Raw genomic sequence first — 16716 nt, forward strand, 5'->3', positions numbered from 1 at the left:
GCTGGGATCCGTGACCCTCCGGCTCTACGACACGCGCGTGCAGGCGCTTCGCGAGTTCCTCCCGCTCGACGAGAACAACGTGACGATGTACGTCTGCGGACCGACCGTGCAGTCGGGGCCGCACGTCGGTCACCTGCGCGCGGCGTTGTCCTTCGACCTGCTCCGCCGCTGGCTCGAGCACAGGTACGGCCGCGTCACATACGTGCGCAACGTCACCGACATCGACGACAAGGTGCTGCAGAACGCCACTGCCGACGAACCGTGGTGGGCGCTCGCGTACCGGATGGAGCGGGAGTTCACCGCCGCGTACGACGCCATCGACATCCTCCCGCCCACCTACGAGCCGCGCGCCACTGCGTCGATCCCGCAGATGCAGGACTTCATCCAGCGGCTGATCGATCGCGGTCATGCCTATGCGGCTGATGGCGATGTCTACTTTGATGTGAGCTCCTGGCCGAGCTATGGAGCACTGACGCGCCAAGACATCGACGCCATGGTCAGCGACGAGACCGACCTGCGCGGCAAGCGCGATGCCCACGACTTCGCCCTCTGGAAGGGGACGAAGCCGGACGAGCCCGCCGATGCCTCCTGGCCCTCGCCATGGGGCGCGGGCCGCCCCGGATGGCACATCGAATGCTCCGCCATGTCACTGCGCTACGTCGGCGCGGAATTCGACATCCACGGGGGCGGCCTCGATCTGCGGTTCCCGCACCACGAGAACGAGCTCGCGCAGTCGGAGGCGGCGGGGGATCCGTTCGCCCGCTACTGGGTGCACAACGGTCTCGTGACCGCCGGCGGGCAGAAGATGTCGAAGTCGATCGGCAACGTCACGCTCGTGCGCGACGTGCTCTCCCAGCGGTCCGCCCGCGTCGTGCGCTACGCGCTCGCGGCCGCGCACTACCGCTCAAGCCTCGACCTGACGGAGTCGTCGTGGGCGGAGGCGGCGTCGGCGCTGGAGCGAATCCGAACCTTCCTCGTGCGCGCCGAACGCGTCGTGGCGGTGGCGGATCGGCCTGCCACATTGCCGGAGGCGTTCTCGCACGCGATGGACGACGACCTGTCGGTGCCCCAGGCGCTCGCCGTGCTGCACGAGACGGTGCGGAGCGGCAACAGCGCTCTCGACGGCGGCGACGAGGTCACAGCCGAGATCGCCTATCATCAGGTGAAGGCGATGACGACGATCCTCGCCATCGATCCGCTCGAATCAGGCGACGTCGACGACAAGGCGGCTTCCGCTCTGGATGCCCTCGTCCGAGCGATGATCGAACAGCGTGCCGAGGCGCGCGAAAACAAAGACTGGGCGACAGCCGACCGGATCCGCGACCTATTCGCGGACATCGGCGTCGTTCTCGAAGACACCCGTGATGGAACGGTTTGGAGCATCGATGGCTAAGCCAGGGCGGCCCGGCGCGAGCAAGGGCAAAAAGGGCGCGACCAAGGGGTCGGGCGGCAAGGGCAAGGCGAAGCTCGCCGGTCGCGGACCGACGCCGAAGGCTGAGGACCGGGTCTATCACAAGGCGCACCGCAACAAACAGCTCGCCGACCGGAGTTCGTCGAAGCGACCGCAGCAGCGTTCGGCGCCGCGTCGCCGGCCGAACGACGAAAACGAATACGTCACGGGACGCAACAGCGTGCTCGAGGCGCTGCGCACGCGGATCCCCGCGACGACGCTGTACGTTGCGCAGCGCGTTGAAATGGACGATCGCGTGAAGGAGATGCTCTCGCTCGCTCACAAGCGCGAGCTGCCGGTCCTCGAGGTCACGCGGCCCGAACTCGACCGGATGGCCGGTTTCGACGGCGTGCACCAGGGCGTCGCCCTCAAGGTGCCGCCGTACGAGTACGCGCACCCGCAGGACCTGCTCGAGAACATCGTCGACAAGGGCCTCACGCCGCTTCTCGTCGCGCTCGACGGCGTGACCGATCCCCGCAACCTCGGTGCGATCATCCGCTCGACGGCCGCGTTCGGGGGCCAGGGCCTCATCGTGCCGCAGCGCCGGTCGGCCGGCGTGAACTCGGCGGCCTGGAAGACGAGTGCCGGCGCGGCCGCACGGATCCCCGTGGCGATGGCGTCGAACCTCACGCAGACGCTCAAGGACCTCAAGAAGCAGGGCGTGTTCGTGCTCGGCCTCGACGGCGGCGGCGACGTGCGCATGCCCGACATCGAGCTCGCCGACCGCCCGCTCGTGATCGTCATCGGCAGCGAGGGCGACGGGCTGTCGCGCCTCGTCAGCGAGAACTGCGACCAGATCGTCTCGATCCCGATCTCGGACGCGACCGAGTCGCTCAATGCCGGCATCGCAGCGTCGGTCGCGCTTTACCAGATCTCCACTCTCCGCGGCTGAGACGACCACACCGCCGGGCGCCTTCCGCCCACCTTCCACAAATGGCTTCAAAACCCGCCGTTTGGGTGCATTTTTGGAAGGTGGAGCGCGTCACCAACGACAGGCGCCCGCCCCCTCGCGGGGACGGGCGCCTGTCGTTGTGCGGTATTAGATCGACGTGGCGATCGCCTTGTCGATGAGGCGCTCGCCAGTCTCGGCGTCGAAGACGTGGATGTGATCGGGCGTCGGCGCGAGCGTGACGACGTCGCCGGCGATCGGGTGGCTGCGGCCGTCGACGCGGACGACGAACTCCTGCGCGGTGCCCTCGATCTCGGCGCTGCCGTACAGGTAGCCGTCGGCGCCGAGCTCCTCGACGAGGTCGACCTTCACCTCGATGCCGCCCTCGCTCGCGGGCACCACCGTGAAGTCCTCGGGGCGGATGCCCACGGTGACCTTCGAACCGTGCGCACGGTCGATGACCTGGCGCTCGATCGGAACGACCTTCGTGCCGACCTGCACGCCGCCCTCGACGAGGTCGGCCGGAAAGAGGTTCATCGCGGGCGAGCCGATGAAGCCGGCCACGAAGTCGTTCTGCGGGCGCTCGTACAGGTCACGCGGGGTGCCGACCTGCTGCAGGACGCCGTCCTTGAGCACCGCGATGCGGTCACCCATGGTCAGGGCCTCGGTCTGGTCGTGCGTGACGTACACCGTCGTGACGCCGAGGCGGCGCTGCAGCGACGCGATCTGCGTACGGGTCTGCACACGGAGCTTCGCGTCGAGGTTCGACAGCGGCTCGTCCATGAGGAACACCTGCGGCTCGCGGACGATCGCGCGACCCATCGCGACGCGCTGGCGCTGACCACCGGAGAGCGCCTTCGGCTTGCGGTCGAGGTAGGGGCGCAGGTCGAGTAGATCGGCGGCCTCCTCGATCTTCTTGCGACGCTCCTCCTTGTTGACGCCGGCGATCTTCAGGGCGAAGCCCATGTTGTCGGCGACGGTCATGTGGGGGTAGAGCGCGTAGTTCTGGAAGACCATCGCGATGTCGCGGTCCTTCGGCGGCACGTCGGTGACGTCGCGGTCACCGATGCGGATGGCGCCGTCGTTGACCTCTTCGAGGCCTGCGAGCATGCGGAGCGAGGTGGACTTTCCGCAACCGGAGGGGCCGACGAGGACGAGGAACTCTCCGTCGCCGATCTCGAGGTTGAGCTTGTCAACCGCGGGGCGAGTGCCTCCGGGGTAAACACGGGTGGCGTTGTCGAACGTCACTGTTGCCATGAGTTTCTCCTTCACCGGCAGGTACGTGCCGGACGATCCGTTGTGAATGAGCGATGCACTCGCGCGCGCCGCACGCCCGTCATCGGACGCGGATTCAGTATGGCACACGTCCTCGGCTGCCCTGATGGATGCCGCACGGAGCCGGTGACGGGGCGATTCTCAGGGCACGTCATTATGATCGGCGGGTTGCCGTCCGTACCCGACGGACCAAGGAGGGGGCAGCCAGATGACGAATGATGACAGCGACGAGACGCTGACGAACGAACGTCGCGATGCCGTGCGCGAGAAGGCCAAGCGCGTCAACGCGCGGATCCAGCGACGCACGATCGCACGCCGCGTGGCCATCGCGGTGGTCATCATCGCGGCCGTCGTCGCGGCCGGCTGGTGGGTGTGGCGCTCCGTCGCCCCCGAGCTGGACCGCCCCGTCGTGCTGCCGAAGAACATCTCAGGCGACGGCATCGACGTCACGAGCCTCCTGCCCGAGGACGAGCGCCCTGAGCAGGTCGACGAGCCCTTCGACATCGACGTGTACGTCGACTACCTCGACCCCGACGCCGGCACGATCGAATCCGAACTGGGCCCGGAGATGTACGAGTGGGTCGACGAGGGCGTCATCAACCTCACGTACCACCCCGTCTCGCTGCGCGCGGGGGAGTCCAACGGAACGCAGTACTCCACCCGGGCGGCGGGGGCCGTGATGTGCGTCGTCTCCGAGTCGCCGCGCGCATTCAGCGCCTTCAACACGGCACTGCTGACCGACCAGCCCGAGGTGTCGACCGAGGGCCACACCGACGCGGAGCTCGCGGACATCGCTGCGGACTCGGGCGCGGAGGGCGTGGCTGACTGCATCACGGATCGCACTTACGCACCCTGGGTCAGCGAGGCCACCGACCGCGCGCTCGAGCGATCGATTCCCGGTACCGACGGCGTCGGCCTGTCTGCGCCGGTCGTCATCGTCGACGGCAACGTCTACGACGGCGCGATCGACGACGCCGCGGAGTTCAGCCAGTTCCTCTTCACGCTCGAGAGTGAGCGCACCTACGGCGAGACGGATCCCAAATCCGACTAGGCTGTATCCGGCCCGTTCGCGGGTCACGCCGGCTTAGCTCAGTTGGTAGAGCACCGCTCTTGTAAAGCGGGGGTCGTGGGTTCGAGCCCCTCAGCCGGCACCGTTCACCTGACCGCGCATCCCACGAGAGCACCGGAACACCGTGCGTGCATGGCTGCGTCAGCGCCCACGCGGGGGACGAGCGGTCGTTGTGCCGGGGACGAGTTCGACCGGCAGCATCACACCGTCGGGGGTGCCGCCCTCGAGAAGCTCGCCCACGAGGCGCCCCGCTGCGCGCCCCCGTCCGCGCAGCGGCTGCCGCACGGTGGTCAGCTGACGATCGAGCCAGGGGATCTCGACTCCGTCGAAGCCCGTCACCGAAAGTTCCTCGGGCACGCGGATCCCGAGGGCGTCAGCGGCCGCGATCGCACCGGCCGCGAGGATGTCGTTCTGCGCGAGGATCGCGGTCGGTCGGCGCGGCCGCGTCAGGAGCACACGAGCGGCTTCGGCACCCGCCGCCGCGTCGCGTCCGCCCGCCTCGACGCGCAGCGCGTGGGGGAACACCCGCGCGACTGCGTCGAGGCGGCCGTGGATCGTGCGGTTCGCGATCGTCGTCATCCCCGCGGTGATCGGTTCGATCGGTCCCGGGCCTCGCGAGTGGCCGAGCTCGGTGGTGCGCATGATGACGCCGACGTCCCTGTGCCCGAGCGCGGCGACCTGTTCTGCCAGTCGACGCATGCCTCCCCGGTCGTCGACCTCGACGAGCGTGACGTCATCGGCGTGCGGACCCTCGATGCCCACCATCGGAACGCCGCGGGCTCGGACGGTCGGGAGGAGGCCGTCGAACTCCTCGCCGCGCGTGGCGAAGACGATCGCATCGACGGGTAGGGATCCGAATGGTTCTGGCCGTTCGCGGATCGTCGCGCGGCCGGGCAGCAGCAGCTGCCCGTATCCGACGCTTTCGAGGCTTTCCGACAACCCGTCCATCGTCGCGAGAGCGACGGGGTTCTGGAATGCCAGGCCGACGCGCTCGGCGATGACGATCCCCACGATCCCCGTGCGGCCCCTCCGCAGCGAACTGGCGACGGGATGCGGCCCCCGATAGTCAAGCGCCGTCGCAGCGGTGAAGACGCGATCCCGCGTCGCGTCACGGACGCGCTCCGATCCGCGAAACGCGAGCGATGCCGTGGACGTCGACACCCCGGCACGCGCCGCAACGTCGGCGATCGTGGCCCGTCCCTTGCGCCCGCTCGGCGCGGGCGACGCTCCTGATGTTCCGGTTGCCACACCGCCACAGTAACGCTCGATCGCAACGTTTCGATTCGTTCGTCTCGACACCGACAATCCGTCTCCCGTTATTCACCGTGCGGCCACCTCCGGGGCCAACGATCGAAACGGTGCGATGACCGTCGCGCAGATTCCCCCGACAGAAGGAAACGTGCCCGTGATCACCAAGCGAACACTCACGACTGCCGCGGCTGCGCTGTGCGCCGTCGGCGCACTGACAGCCTGCGGGCCCATCGCGGCGAGTGGAACAGCGGCGGATACCACGACCGTCGACGGATCGAGCCTCACCGTCTTCATCTCCGGCGACACCAACGTGCAGGACCTGTGGGAGCAGGGCATCATTCCCGCCTACGAGGAGCAGAACCCCGACGTCACGGTGAACACCGCGATCGACCTGCATGGCGAGCACGATCAGCAGACCGTGGCGAAGCTGACGACGGCGACGCAGGCCGGGGACGCCCCGGGGTTCGATCTCGTCGATGCCGGGTTCGTCATCTCGAGCGCCGCTGAGGCGGACACCCTGCTCGAGATCGACCAGAGCACCGTCGCCGGTCTCGAGACCGTGCCAGAGGGCACAATCGACGCCGGCAAGGGCGTGGGCATTCCCTATCGCGCATCGTCCGTTCTGCTCGCCTACGACACGACGACCGTGGACGCGCCACCGCGCACCCTCGACGAGCTGCTGACCTGGATCGAGGACAACCCGGGCGAGTTCGCCTACAACTCGCCGTCGACCGGCGGCTCGGGCGGCGCCTTCGTCACGACCGTGCTCGACAGCTATCTCTCTGCTGACGACCAGGAGGCGATGCGCACCGGTTACGCGAAGGAGCTCGAAGCCGGGTGGGACGCCGGATTCGAGCGTCTCAGCCAGCTCGGGGAGTTCGTTTACCAGGGCGGCGTGTATCCGAACGGCAACAACCAGGTGCTGGAGCTGCTCGCCGGTGGTGAGATCTCGATGGCGCCCGTGTGGAGCGACCAGTTCATCACGGGCCAGGAGACGGGGCTCATCCCGGACACGGTGGCCTACGCGCAGATCAGCGACCCGAGCTTCACGGGGAGCGCGTCGTACCTCGGGATCCCGAGAACGAGCGAGCAGCACGAGGCCGCGATCGATCTCGTCAACTTCGTGCTCAGCTCGGACGGCCAGCAGATCATCGCCGACCAGATCTCCGGATATCCGGTGGTCGCTCTCGACGCGCTTCCCGGCGAGGTGGCCGACCGGTTCGCCGACGCGGATCCTGATGCGCTCCGCCCGGGCTATTACAGCGAGATCTCCGCCGACATGGCGAACGAGTGGGACAAGCGCGTTCCGTGAGCGCGGAGACTCTGACGGCGACGGGCGGGGTACGCACGGCGTTGCGTGAGCGCCCCGCCCGTTCGGCCAGCGAGCGCGCCGCGGCGCGCCACCGCGTCGTCGGCTTCTCGATGGCGCTGCCGCCGGTCGTGCTCATCGCTCTGTTCGTCGGCCTGCCGGTGCTGCTGTCGATCGGCTTCAGCTTCGGTATGACCGGCGGACTCAACAGCACCGCTGCCGCCATCGGACAGAACGTCTATGAGGCCGATGGGCTCGTGACGCTCGACGCCTACGCGCAACTGTTCGCAGACGTCCGCTTCGGACGCGACCTCGGTGCCACCGTGTTCGTCACCCTCGTGACCACGGTGGTCACCCTCGCGCTCGCGATCGGCATCGCCGTCATCCTGCGCCTGCGCGGCGGCTGGACGGGCGCCGTGCTCTCGGGAATCGGAATCGTGCCGCTGTTCATCCCGGTGGTCATCGCCTCGTGGGCGATCCTGACCTTCTATTCGGGAGACGGCTTCGTGCGCAGTGTGTTCGCGCAGTTCGGGCTCGACGCGCCCGTGTTCGGGTTCACCATCACCGGCGTCGTCATCGCATCGGTATGGGTCAACCTGCCGTTCGCGCTCCTCATGTCGACGTCCGGCATGCAGGCTGTTCCTGACGCGCTCATCGACGCGGCCCGCGATGCCGGGGCCTCGACGCTCGCGATCATCCGGAGTGTGCTGGTGCCGATGGCGGGGATCCCTCTCGTCATCGCCGCGACGTTTACGGCGATCGGCGTGCTCGGGCAGTTCACGGTGCCGTACTTCACCGGTCCCAACGCGCCGCAGCAGCTCGGTGTCGACATCAGCAAGTACTTCCAGTCGTTCAATCAGCCCCAGCAGGCCGCAGCGATCGCGGTCGTCGTCTTCGTCATCGCCTCCGGCGTGGCCGCGTTGTACGTGTGGGCGAATTTCCGCAGCGCCAAACAGGAAGGGAGGGTGTGATGTCGTCGCTCCTGCGGCGCGCGGGAGGCCGCGTGCTCTTCGCCGCACTCGTGGTCGCGATCGCCGGGTTCATCCTCGGGCCGCTCGTGTGGCTCACGGCTCATGCATTCGCAACCGAGTGGACGTATCCATCACTGCTTCCCGCCGGTCTCACCCTCGACTGGTGGAGCGTGGTCCTTGCGGACCCCGGTCTGTTCTCGGCGATCCAGAACTCCCTGTTCTTCGCCCCGATCACCGTCGCCGTCTCCGCGCTCGTGTGCTTGCCCGCCGCGTACGCCTTCTCGCGATTCAACTTCCCCGGCCGCCGCATCTTCCTCGTGGGTCTGTTCGCGACGAACGCCTTCCCGAAAATGGGGCTGTTCGTCGCGATGGCGACCGTGTTCTACGGCCTGCGGCTGATGGAGACGGCGCTCGGCATCATCATCGTCCATGTCATCGGCACCGTCGTGTTCATGACCTGGATCCCGGCCGCCGCGTTCTCGGCCGTGCCGCGCTCACTCGAGGAGGCGGCACGTGACGCCGGCGCCGGAAAGCTGCGCGTGTTCCTCACCGTGACGCTCCCGATGGCGCTTCCGGGGATCCTTGTCGCCGCCGTGATGTCGTACCTCGCCTCGTTCGACGAGGCGCAGGGCACCTACCTCATCGGAGCGCCGTCGTTCATGACGATGCCCACCGAGATGTACTCGCTCGTCCTCAACCATCCCAAGCAGGTCGCCGCCGTCTTCGCGCTTCTGCTGACCATTCCCTCCGTCGTCCTCCTGCTGCTGACCCGCCGATACATCATGGGCGGACAGCTCGCCGAAGGCTTCCAGATCCGCTAGGAGCACCGTGCTCGACACGACACCCTCTTCCCACGTCCCCGGCCTGCGCCTCGCGAGCCTGACGAAGACGCTCGGCGGTCGCACGATCGTCGACGACCTCTCGCTCACCATCGCACCGGGAGAGCTCGTCGCGCTTCTCGGACCGTCCGGCTGCGGAAAGACGACCACTCTCCGCATGATCGCGGGCTTCCTCGCGCCCGATCGCGGCGGCGTCGAGGTCGCGGGGCGCGACGTCACGCCGTTGGGACCGGACAAACGACCCAGCGCCATGGTGTTTCAGAACTACGCCCTGTGGCCGCACATGACGGTCGCGAAGAACGTCGGCTACCCCCTGCGTGTGGCGAGGACGCCTCGCCGTGAGGCCGACGAGCGCGTCGCCGAGGTGCTCGAGCTCGTCGGTCTCACCCACCACGCGCGCAGTCGTCCTGCACGGATCTCCGGCGGGGAGCAACAGCGCGCATCGCTCGCGCGGGCCCTCGTGCAGCGTCCGAAGCTGCTGCTGCTCGATGAGCCGCTGTCGAACCTCGACGCCAAACTGCGCGTCCGCGTCCGCGAGGAGATCCGCGACATCCAGCAGCGACTCGGAATCACGACGGTGCTCGTCACGCACGACCAGGAAGAGGCGATGGCCGTCTCCGACCGCGTCGCCGTGATGAACGGCGGCCGGATCGAGCAGGTCTCGGATCCCGCAGACCTCTATCGCGCGCCGGCGACGGAGTTCGTCGCGAGGTTCATCGGGAGGAGCAACTGGGTGCCGGCGCTCGACCTCGGCGAGGGCGAGGACAGCGTGCAGTACATGGTGCGTCCCGAGCACGTCGCCCTCGTGGATGACGGGATCCCGGCTCGCGTGACGCGCGTGCTGCCGCACGGGCACTTCGTCGAGGTCGCCCTCGCCGCGCGCGGCCACGACCTCCGGGCCTTCGTCAGCGGAGAGGCACCGGCGGTCGGGGACCACGTGCGGATCCGTTTCGCACACGCGCTCCGCTACGTCGATGGGATCCTCGCCGAGGACGATGCCCCCGTCGAGACGGAGCTGGCGGCGTGACCGGGCCGCGGCTTGTGGCGCATCGCGGCCGACACCGATCCGGAGCAGCGCGCGAGAACACCCTCGCTGCGATCCGCGACGCGATCGCGTGGGGCGCGGACGTCGTCGAGATCGACGTCCGCCTGACGATGGACGGCGCCGTGGTGCTGCTGCACGACGCGACGCTGGAGCGACTGTGGGGTGACCCGCGCCGCATCGACCAGATGACGCTCGACGACGTGTCGGCGGTCGGCGGTGGTGAACACCGGATCCCCACGCTCGCCGCCGCGATCGCTCTCGTGCGCGACGCGGGCGTGCGCCTGCTCATCGACATGGAGATCCCGGATCCGGCCGGCCCCGCCGCAGACGTCGTCCGCGGCGCCGGTGCCGAGGAGCTCACGGAGTGGTGCGGTGCGTTCGAAGCCATGCGGGTGGTCCGTGCGCAGCTACCTGACGCCGTGATTCACCAGCCGTGGTCGTCCGCGGAAGCGCCGACCGACGACGATCTCGCCGAGCTGCGTCCGGCGTTCGTCAACGCGCAACACCTGCTGGTCGGCGGCGCGTTCGTCGATGCCGTGCACGCGCTCGGCGCGCGTGTGGCGTGCTGGACCGTCAACCACGCCGCCCAGGCCGCGCATCTCGCGCGCCTGGGCGTCGATTCGATCACGACCGACGACCTCGACGCGGCGCGCGGGGCCCTCCCCGATGAGGTCGCTCGTCGGCTCGCGATCGTGGGCGAACTCGCGAGGGAGGCCGCCTGCGCCGTACGCGCAGCGCTCAGGCAGGGCGTCGGCGCGATCGAGACGAAGCGGAACCCCGCTGATCATGTCACCGAAGTCGACCGCGCGGTCGAGCGCCGGGTGCGCGCTGTCCTCGGTGCGCAGTTCCCTGAACACGACATCGTCGGCGAAGAGTACGGCGGAGAGACCGACGGGGCCGTGCCGTGTTGGTACCTGGACCCGGTCGACGGCACGGCGAACCTCGCGAACGGCATGCCGTGGACGAGCTTCTCGCTTGCCCTTGTCGAGGGCGGTGAGCCGGTCGTGGGCGCCATCCTCGACCCGCATGAGAGCGTGCCGATCGTCGCCGCGCGTGGCCGAGGAGCCTGGCGTGAGGGGGTGCGGATCGTCGCGCCCGCGATCGCGGCCCCGGAACCGCTCGTCGGTCGCATGGTCGCAACCGAACTCGCCGGCGCGGCGCCGTGGGCGGGTCTGCTGCCGTTGATCGAGCGTCTCGCCGCGAGCCACTGCACGCTGCGGATCCTCGGTTCGGGCACGGCAACGCTCGCGGGACCCGCGCTCGGTCGAGGCATGGCGGCGCTCGTGCACCGCTACAGCGCGATCGACCACGCCGCGAGCCTCGTCATCGTCCGCGAATCGGGCGGGGTTGCCCGCGTTCTCCCCTCCGGCATCGCGCTCACGGCGGCTCACGCCGCCGCGGCCGCGGCGCTCGAAGACCTGCTGGTCTGACCATCCCGTGGGAGACAGCATTACCCCTCGTGACGCCATGAGTCGTCACACAGATGCCGCGGTTGCGTTCACTCCCTAGTGTCGTCTCGAGGGCGATCCACGGAGGGCAGCGATGAGCACGGACACCACGCCGAACACGGCCAACCGGGGGGCACGGACCCGCGCCGCGCGCGGCGCGAAGAAGCCGCACGGCCAGTGGAAGATCGACGGCACCGAGCCGCTCAACGCGAACGAGGAGTTCAAGCGCGAAGACGGCGGACTGAACGTCCGCGAACGCATCGAGAACGTCTACGCGAAGGGCGGGTTCGCGTCGATCGATTCGACCGACCTGCACGGCCGATTCCGCTGGTGGGGTCTGTACACGCAGCGCAAGCCGGGAATCGACGGCGGCAAGACCGCGACGCTCGAGCCGCACGAGCTCGAGGACGAGTACTTCATGCTGCGGGTGCGCATCGACGGCGGCCAGCTGACGACCGAACAGCTGCGCGTGATCGGCGAGATCTCGACGGACTTCGCTCGCGGCTCCGCTGACCTCACCGACCGGCAGAACGTGCAGCTGCACTGGATCGAGATCGAGAGCGTTCCCGAGATCTGGCGGCGACTCGAGGCGGTCGGACTGCATACGACCGAGGCGTGCGGCGACGTGCCGCGCGTGATTCTGGGATCCCCCGTGGCAGGCGTCGCGGCCGACGAGCTGATCGATCCGACGCCGCAGATTCGCGAGATCTCCGAGCGCTACATCGGGGATCCTGCCTTCGCGAACCTGCCGCGCAAGTACAAGACCGCGATCACGGGTCACCCGAGCCAGGACGTCGTCCACGAGATCAACGACATCTCGTTCGTGGCGATCGACCATCCGGAACACGGCATCGGATACGACGTCTGGGTCGGCGGCGCGCTCGCCGCCGTTCCCCGCCTCGGGGAGCGGCTCGGCGCCTGGGCACGACCCGACCAGGTGGCCGAAGTGTGGAGCGGCGTCACGAGCATCTTCCGCGACTACGGTTACCGGCGCCTGCGTAACAAGGCGCGGCTGAAGTTCCTCCTCGCCGACTGGGGGCCCGAAAAGTTCCGTGAGGTGCTGGAGACCGAGTACCTCGGCTACGCGCTCGCTGACGGTCCGGCGCCGACGCGGCCGACGGGGCCGGGCGACCACATCGGTGTCCACCGCCAGAAGGACGGCCGATTCTTCGTGGGAGCGGCGCCGCTCGTCGGTCGCCTGTCGGGGGAGCGGCTGACGAAGCTCGCCGATCTCGCCGAACGTCACGGGTCGACGCGCGTGCGCACGACGCCGCACCAGAAGCTCCTGGTGCTCGACATCGACGAGGAGCGCGTCGAGTCGCTGATCCAGGGGCTCGACGAGCTCGGCTTCAGCGCGCGACCGAGCCTCATCCGCCGCGGCACGATCGCCTGCACCGGCATCGAATACTGCAAGCTCGCGATCGTCGAGACGAAGGACACTGCGGCGCGTGCGGTCGAGGAGATCGAGGAGCGCTTCGCCGGCACCGACCTGCCGGCGCCGCTGAGCCTGCACGTCAACGGCTGCCCCAACTCCTGCGCTCGGGTGCAGACCGCCGACGTCGGCCTCAAGGGCCAGCTGATCACGGACGACGACGGCAACAAGGTTCCGGGCTTCCAGGTGCACCTCGGCGGCGGTCTCGCATCGCAGGATCGCGACGAAGCCGGGCTCGGGCGCACCGTGCGCGGCCTCAAGGTCGCCGCGGACGACATCGCCGACTACGTCGAACGAGTCGCGCGCCGGTACGACGCCGATCGCGAGGGCGAGGAGACGTTCGCGCAATGGGCACACCGCGCCGATGAGGAGGCACTGCAATGACGACGAGCCTCGCCCCGCGCACGCGCGGACGCCGCACGGCGGACGATCTCGAGCGGGTCGCCCGTGACGGCATCGCGGCGCTCCGGAGCGGAATGGATCAGGAAGCCGACGCCCGTGCGGCGCTCGCCTGGGTCGCCGAGACGTTCGACCCGGGAGCCGTCGCCGTTGCTTCGTCGATGGCGAACACCGTGCTGCCGCACCTCGTCTCGCAGTCGATCCCCGGCGTCGACGTGCTCTTCCTCGACACTGGCTATCACTTCGTGGAGACGATCGCGACGCGCGACGAGGCCCAGCGGCAACTCGACATCCGCGTCGTCGACGTCACGCCCGACCTGACGCCGGGCGAGCAGGATGCCGCCTACGGATCCGACCTGTTCGCGACCAATGCCGAGTACTGCTGCGCGATGCGCAAGGTCGAGCCGCTGCGCGACTCACTGCGCGGCTACGAGGTGTGGATCTCGGGCGTGCGCCGCGAGGAGTCGTCGACGCGCGCGTTCGCCCCGCTCGTCACGTTCGATCACAAGAACGGCCTCGTCAAGGTGAATCCGCTGGTGGGGTGGACGAGCGACGAGCTCTCCGCGTACGCCGATCGCCACGGCGTCCCGATGAATCTGCTTCTGGACAACGGCTACCCGTCGATCGGCTGCGAGCCGTGCACGAAGCCCGTGGCCGACGGCGCGGATCCGCGGTCCGGTCGCTGGGCGGGATCGACGAAGGTCGAGTGCGGTATCCACGTCATCTGAACACCCCACATGACACGAATGCACCTTCCCCCGGCGGGGAAGGTGCATTCGTGTCATGTTCAGCCCGCGTCGGGCGTGAAGTTCAGCGAGAGCGAGTTCATGCAGTAGCGGTCGCCGGTGGGCGTGCCGAAGCCGTCGGGGAAGACGTGGCCGAGGTGGCCGCCGCAGCGTGCGCACCGCACCTCGGTGCGTTGCATGCCGTGGCTGCTGTCATCCAGAAGCTGCACGGATTCGGGCCGGATCGACTCGTAGAAGCTCGGCCAGCCGCAGTTCGAGTCGAACTTCGTGCCGCTCTTGAACAGCTCGGCACCGCACGCGGCACAGGTGTAGAGGCCGGCGCGTTCCTCGTCGAGGAGCTCGCCCGTCCATGCGCGCTCCGTGCCCTGCTCGCGGAGCACCGCGTACTGTTCGGCGGACAGTTCGGCGCGCCACTCCTCGTCGCTTTTCTGGATCTCGTAAGCCATGTCCTCAGGATACGCCCGCATGTCGGCGCGGGATCCGTTGCCCCGGTGCCGCGGACATCCGCCGTAACAGCCGAGCGCAGCGTCTCCGCGGATCCGCGGTTGCGGAGCGTGACCTCCTCGCCGTGCGGCGGTTGGTGCGAGAGACTGGCGGAATGGACGCGAACGAGGTGCGCGAGCGCTACGAGCGCTTCGCGCGGCAGGAGGCTCCCGGCCGAAGCGACCGATACGCGGAATGGGCGGAGGGGGTCGCGGGCGACGAACGCATCGCGGGGATCCTCGCCGACCTGCCCGCGCCGCGCCGCCAACCACCGCTCGTCTTCGCTGTGACGCGCTTGCTGGGGGTCGGCCTCGGCGGGTACGCCGAGTGGGCAGAGTTCTTCCTCGCGAACGCCGAGCGCATCGTCGCCGAGTGCGCGCAGCGGACGACGCAGACGAACGATCCGCTGCGGTGCGCCCCGCTCCTCGTCGCCCTCTCTCGCGTGCGCGGCCCGATCGCCCTCCTGGAGGTCGGCGCGTCAGCCGGGCTCTGCCTGCTGCCGGATCGGTACGCCTACCGGTTCCGTGATGAGGACGGATCTGAGACCGCCCTCGGCGACGGCTCCGTGGAGATCGTGAGCGAATTGCGCGGCGGCCTCCGCGCGCCGCGGCGCTTGCCCGACATCGTCTGGCGCGCGGGTATTGATCTGCACCCGCGCGACCCGCGCGACGACGCCGACCGCGCCTGGATCTCGGGACTCGTCTGGCCGGGGGAGGCGGCGCGTCAGGAGCGCGTCGACGGCGCTCTCGACGTCGCGCGGGCGGATCCGCCACTCGTCGTCGCCGGCGACGCGTCGGCCGGGACCGCGCTTGCCGATCTCGCCGCCGGTGCGCCGCAGGACGCGACGCTCGTCATCACGACGCCGGGCGTGCTGCCGCACCTTCCGCACGCGGCGCGTACGCGCCTGCACGAGGAGATCGCCGGCCTCCCTGCGCGGTGGATCACGATCGATCCACCCGCGCTGTACGACGCGTGGGACCCGCCGATCGACGCGGAGAGCTGGGACGGCTTCGTGCTCGCGATGGACGGCCGCGCGATCGCGCAGACCGACCCGCTCGGAGCCTGGATCCGCGACGCGTAGGTCTCGCCGGACGCGATGCGCCCGCTCGCGGCGTGACGTGGCCGGCCCCATCCGTCGCTTCCCAGGCGCGCCTCAGCCGCAGCGCCTGCCGCGCGCGTTACCGTCAAGATATGTCGAACGCTCAGCTCGATCATCAGCGTCAGGGCACGCTCGATGAACGCTCGCGGGCACTTCTCGCCTTCGAGGCCGAGTGGCCGAAGCACACCGCCGACAAGGAAGAGGCGGTGCGCGAGCGACTCGGGCTCGAGCCGGCGCGGTATTACCAGCTCCTCGGCCGCCTCGTCGATGATCCGCTCGCCCAGGCGCACGCCCCGATGCTCGTCGGCCGCCTGCGCCGCCTGCGCGAGGCCCGCGCCGCGCGTCGTGCTCGCCTCCTCAGGTGATCGCTGACGCGATTCTCTATGATGAGCGGGATGCCGACCTCCACCTTCCCGCGTGATCGCTTCGACGACGTCCCGCGCGATTCCGCACGCGTCGGCGCCCACCGTGCGCCTCCGCCGCGTCTGCGGTGGCTGGTCATCCTCCTGTGGTGGGTGCTTGCGGTCGTCGTGCTGACGGTGGCTGGCATCTTCGCGTTCCTCGCGCTGTCGAACACGCAGGCGATCGATCTTCCCGAGCCGCCGCCGACGGCGGAGCAGACGGAGGAGGTCGAGGGTGTCCTCGACACCGACTACTTCGTTCTCGTGGTCAACGGCACCCCGGAGGTCGAGGCAGCCGATGCGGTGCGTGAGACGGTCCTCGGCGCAGGGTGGAGCGAGGATACGGTCGCGGACCTGCCCGCAGATGTGACCGACTTCGAGACGACCACCGTCTTCTATGTCGACACGGAAGATGAAGCCGCCGCCCGCGGGCTGGCAGAGGAACTCGGCGTCGAGGCGATCGCGCAGAGCGCGGACTTCGACGAGCAGAGCGAGGGTGGATTGACCGTCGTCGTCGGGCTCGATCGCCTGCCCGGAGACTGATCCCGGGGGAGGGGTTTGCACTCGAGGGGGTCGAGTGCCAGAATGCTATTAGCACTCCGTCCCTAGG

Annotated in this window: 16 protein-coding genes and 1 tRNA gene; 14 read left to right on the plus strand and 3 right to left on the minus strand. The window is 69.0% G+C overall.

The features are described from left to right. Positions 1–10 precede the first annotated feature (10 nt). Together cysS and rlmB are read left to right on the plus strand one after the other, a co-directional pair. Positions 11–1393: a cysteine--tRNA ligase gene (gene cysS / locus IEW87_RS05580; protein WP_188711286.1), complete on the plus strand. Its 1383-nt coding sequence runs from the start codon at positions 11–13 to the stop codon at positions 1391–1393. Beyond that, a complete protein-coding gene (gene rlmB, locus IEW87_RS05585) occupies positions 1386–2342 on the plus strand; it encodes a 23S rRNA (guanosine(2251)-2'-O)-methyltransferase RlmB (RefSeq protein ID WP_188711287.1) in 957 nt (318 codons plus the stop codon). The genes cysS and rlmB overlap by 8 nt, the downstream gene beginning before the upstream one ends. Positions 2343–2489: 147 nt before the next feature. Here rlmB and IEW87_RS05590 read toward each other — a convergent pair whose 3' ends face one another. Then, complete coding sequence (locus IEW87_RS05590; RefSeq protein ID WP_188711288.1) at positions 2490–3596, minus strand: ABC transporter ATP-binding protein; 1107 nt, start codon at positions 3594–3596, stop codon at positions 2490–2492. Positions 3597–3822: 226 nt separating this feature from the next. Between IEW87_RS05590 and IEW87_RS05595 the strand changes: the two genes are divergently transcribed. Together IEW87_RS05595 and IEW87_RS05600 are read left to right on the plus strand one after the other, a co-directional pair. After that, the gene (locus IEW87_RS05595) at positions 3823–4665 is read left to right on the plus strand and encodes a DsbA family protein (protein ID WP_188711289.1); all 843 of its coding nucleotides are present in this window, start codon (positions 3823–3825) and stop codon (positions 4663–4665) included. Positions 4666–4692: 27 nt separating this feature from the next. Further along, positions 4693–4765: transfer RNA gene (locus IEW87_RS05600), tRNA-Thr, on the plus strand. Between the two features lie 59 nt (positions 4766–4824). Here the strand turns inward: IEW87_RS05600 and IEW87_RS05605 are convergent. Beyond that, on the minus strand, positions 4825–5931 hold the full coding sequence (locus IEW87_RS05605) for a LacI family DNA-binding transcriptional regulator (RefSeq protein WP_188711290.1): 1107 nt from the start codon (positions 5929–5931) through the stop codon (positions 4825–4827). Positions 5932–6088: 157 nt separating this feature from the next. Between IEW87_RS05605 and IEW87_RS05610 the strand changes: the two genes are divergently transcribed. The 7 genes from IEW87_RS05610 (at position 6089) to IEW87_RS05640 (ending at position 14105) form a co-directional block, all read left to right on the plus strand. Then, positions 6089–7246, plus strand: a complete 1158-nt coding sequence (locus IEW87_RS05610; protein ID WP_188711291.1) for an extracellular solute-binding protein — start codon at positions 6089–6091, stop codon at positions 7244–7246. After that, positions 7243–8214: an ABC transporter permease gene (locus tag IEW87_RS05615; protein WP_229730972.1), complete on the plus strand. Its 972-nt coding sequence runs from the start codon at positions 7243–7245 to the stop codon at positions 8212–8214. The genes IEW87_RS05610 and IEW87_RS05615 overlap by 4 nt, the downstream gene beginning before the upstream one ends. Further along, complete coding sequence (locus IEW87_RS05620) at positions 8214–9035, plus strand: ABC transporter permease (protein WP_188711292.1); 822 nt, start codon at positions 8214–8216, stop codon at positions 9033–9035. The genes IEW87_RS05615 and IEW87_RS05620 overlap by 1 nt, the downstream gene beginning before the upstream one ends. A gap of 7 nt (positions 9036–9042) precedes the next feature. Further along, positions 9043–10080 carry an ABC transporter ATP-binding protein gene (locus tag IEW87_RS05625; protein ID WP_188711293.1) on the plus strand — a complete coding sequence of 346 codons (1038 nt, stop codon included), beginning with the start codon at positions 9043–9045 and terminating at the stop codon, positions 10078–10080. Further along, on the plus strand, positions 10077–11528 hold the full coding sequence (locus IEW87_RS05630) for an inositol monophosphatase family protein (protein WP_188711294.1): 1452 nt from the start codon (positions 10077–10079) through the stop codon (positions 11526–11528). The genes IEW87_RS05625 and IEW87_RS05630 overlap by 4 nt, the downstream gene beginning before the upstream one ends. Before the next feature lie 112 nt (positions 11529–11640). Next, on the plus strand, positions 11641–13362 hold the full coding sequence (locus IEW87_RS05635) for a nitrite/sulfite reductase (protein WP_188711295.1): 1722 nt from the start codon (positions 11641–11643) through the stop codon (positions 13360–13362). After that, positions 13359–14105 (plus strand): phosphoadenylyl-sulfate reductase, encoded by a 747-nt coding sequence (locus IEW87_RS05640; protein ID WP_188711296.1) that lies wholly within the window; start codon positions 13359–13361, stop codon positions 14103–14105. Before IEW87_RS05635 ends, IEW87_RS05640 begins: the two co-directional genes overlap by 4 nt. 59 nt (positions 14106–14164) lie before the next feature. Here IEW87_RS05640 and msrB read toward each other — a convergent pair whose 3' ends face one another. Next, positions 14165–14569 carry a peptide-methionine (R)-S-oxide reductase MsrB gene (gene msrB, locus IEW87_RS05645; protein WP_188711297.1) on the minus strand — a complete coding sequence of 135 codons (405 nt, stop codon included), beginning with the start codon at positions 14567–14569 and terminating at the stop codon, positions 14165–14167. Between the two features lie 152 nt (positions 14570–14721). Between msrB and IEW87_RS05650 the strand changes: the two genes are divergently transcribed. The 3 genes from IEW87_RS05650 (at position 14722) to IEW87_RS05660 (ending at position 16649) form a co-directional block, all read left to right on the plus strand. After that, positions 14722–15687, plus strand: a complete 966-nt coding sequence (locus IEW87_RS05650; protein WP_188711298.1) for a DUF2332 domain-containing protein — start codon at positions 14722–14724, stop codon at positions 15685–15687. 110 nt (positions 15688–15797) lie between these two features. Continuing rightward, positions 15798–16070: a DUF3263 domain-containing protein gene (locus IEW87_RS05655; RefSeq protein WP_188711299.1), complete on the plus strand. Its 273-nt coding sequence runs from the start codon at positions 15798–15800 to the stop codon at positions 16068–16070. Between the two features lie 30 nt (positions 16071–16100). Then, a complete protein-coding gene (locus IEW87_RS05660; RefSeq protein ID WP_188711300.1) occupies positions 16101–16649 on the plus strand; it encodes a LytR C-terminal domain-containing protein in 549 nt (182 codons plus the stop codon). The last annotated feature ends 67 nt before the right edge of the window (positions 16650–16716 follow it).

This window comes from Microbacterium faecale (assembly GCF_014640975.1).
GTDB lineage: Bacteria > Actinomycetota > Actinomycetes > Actinomycetales > Microbacteriaceae > Microbacterium > Microbacterium faecale.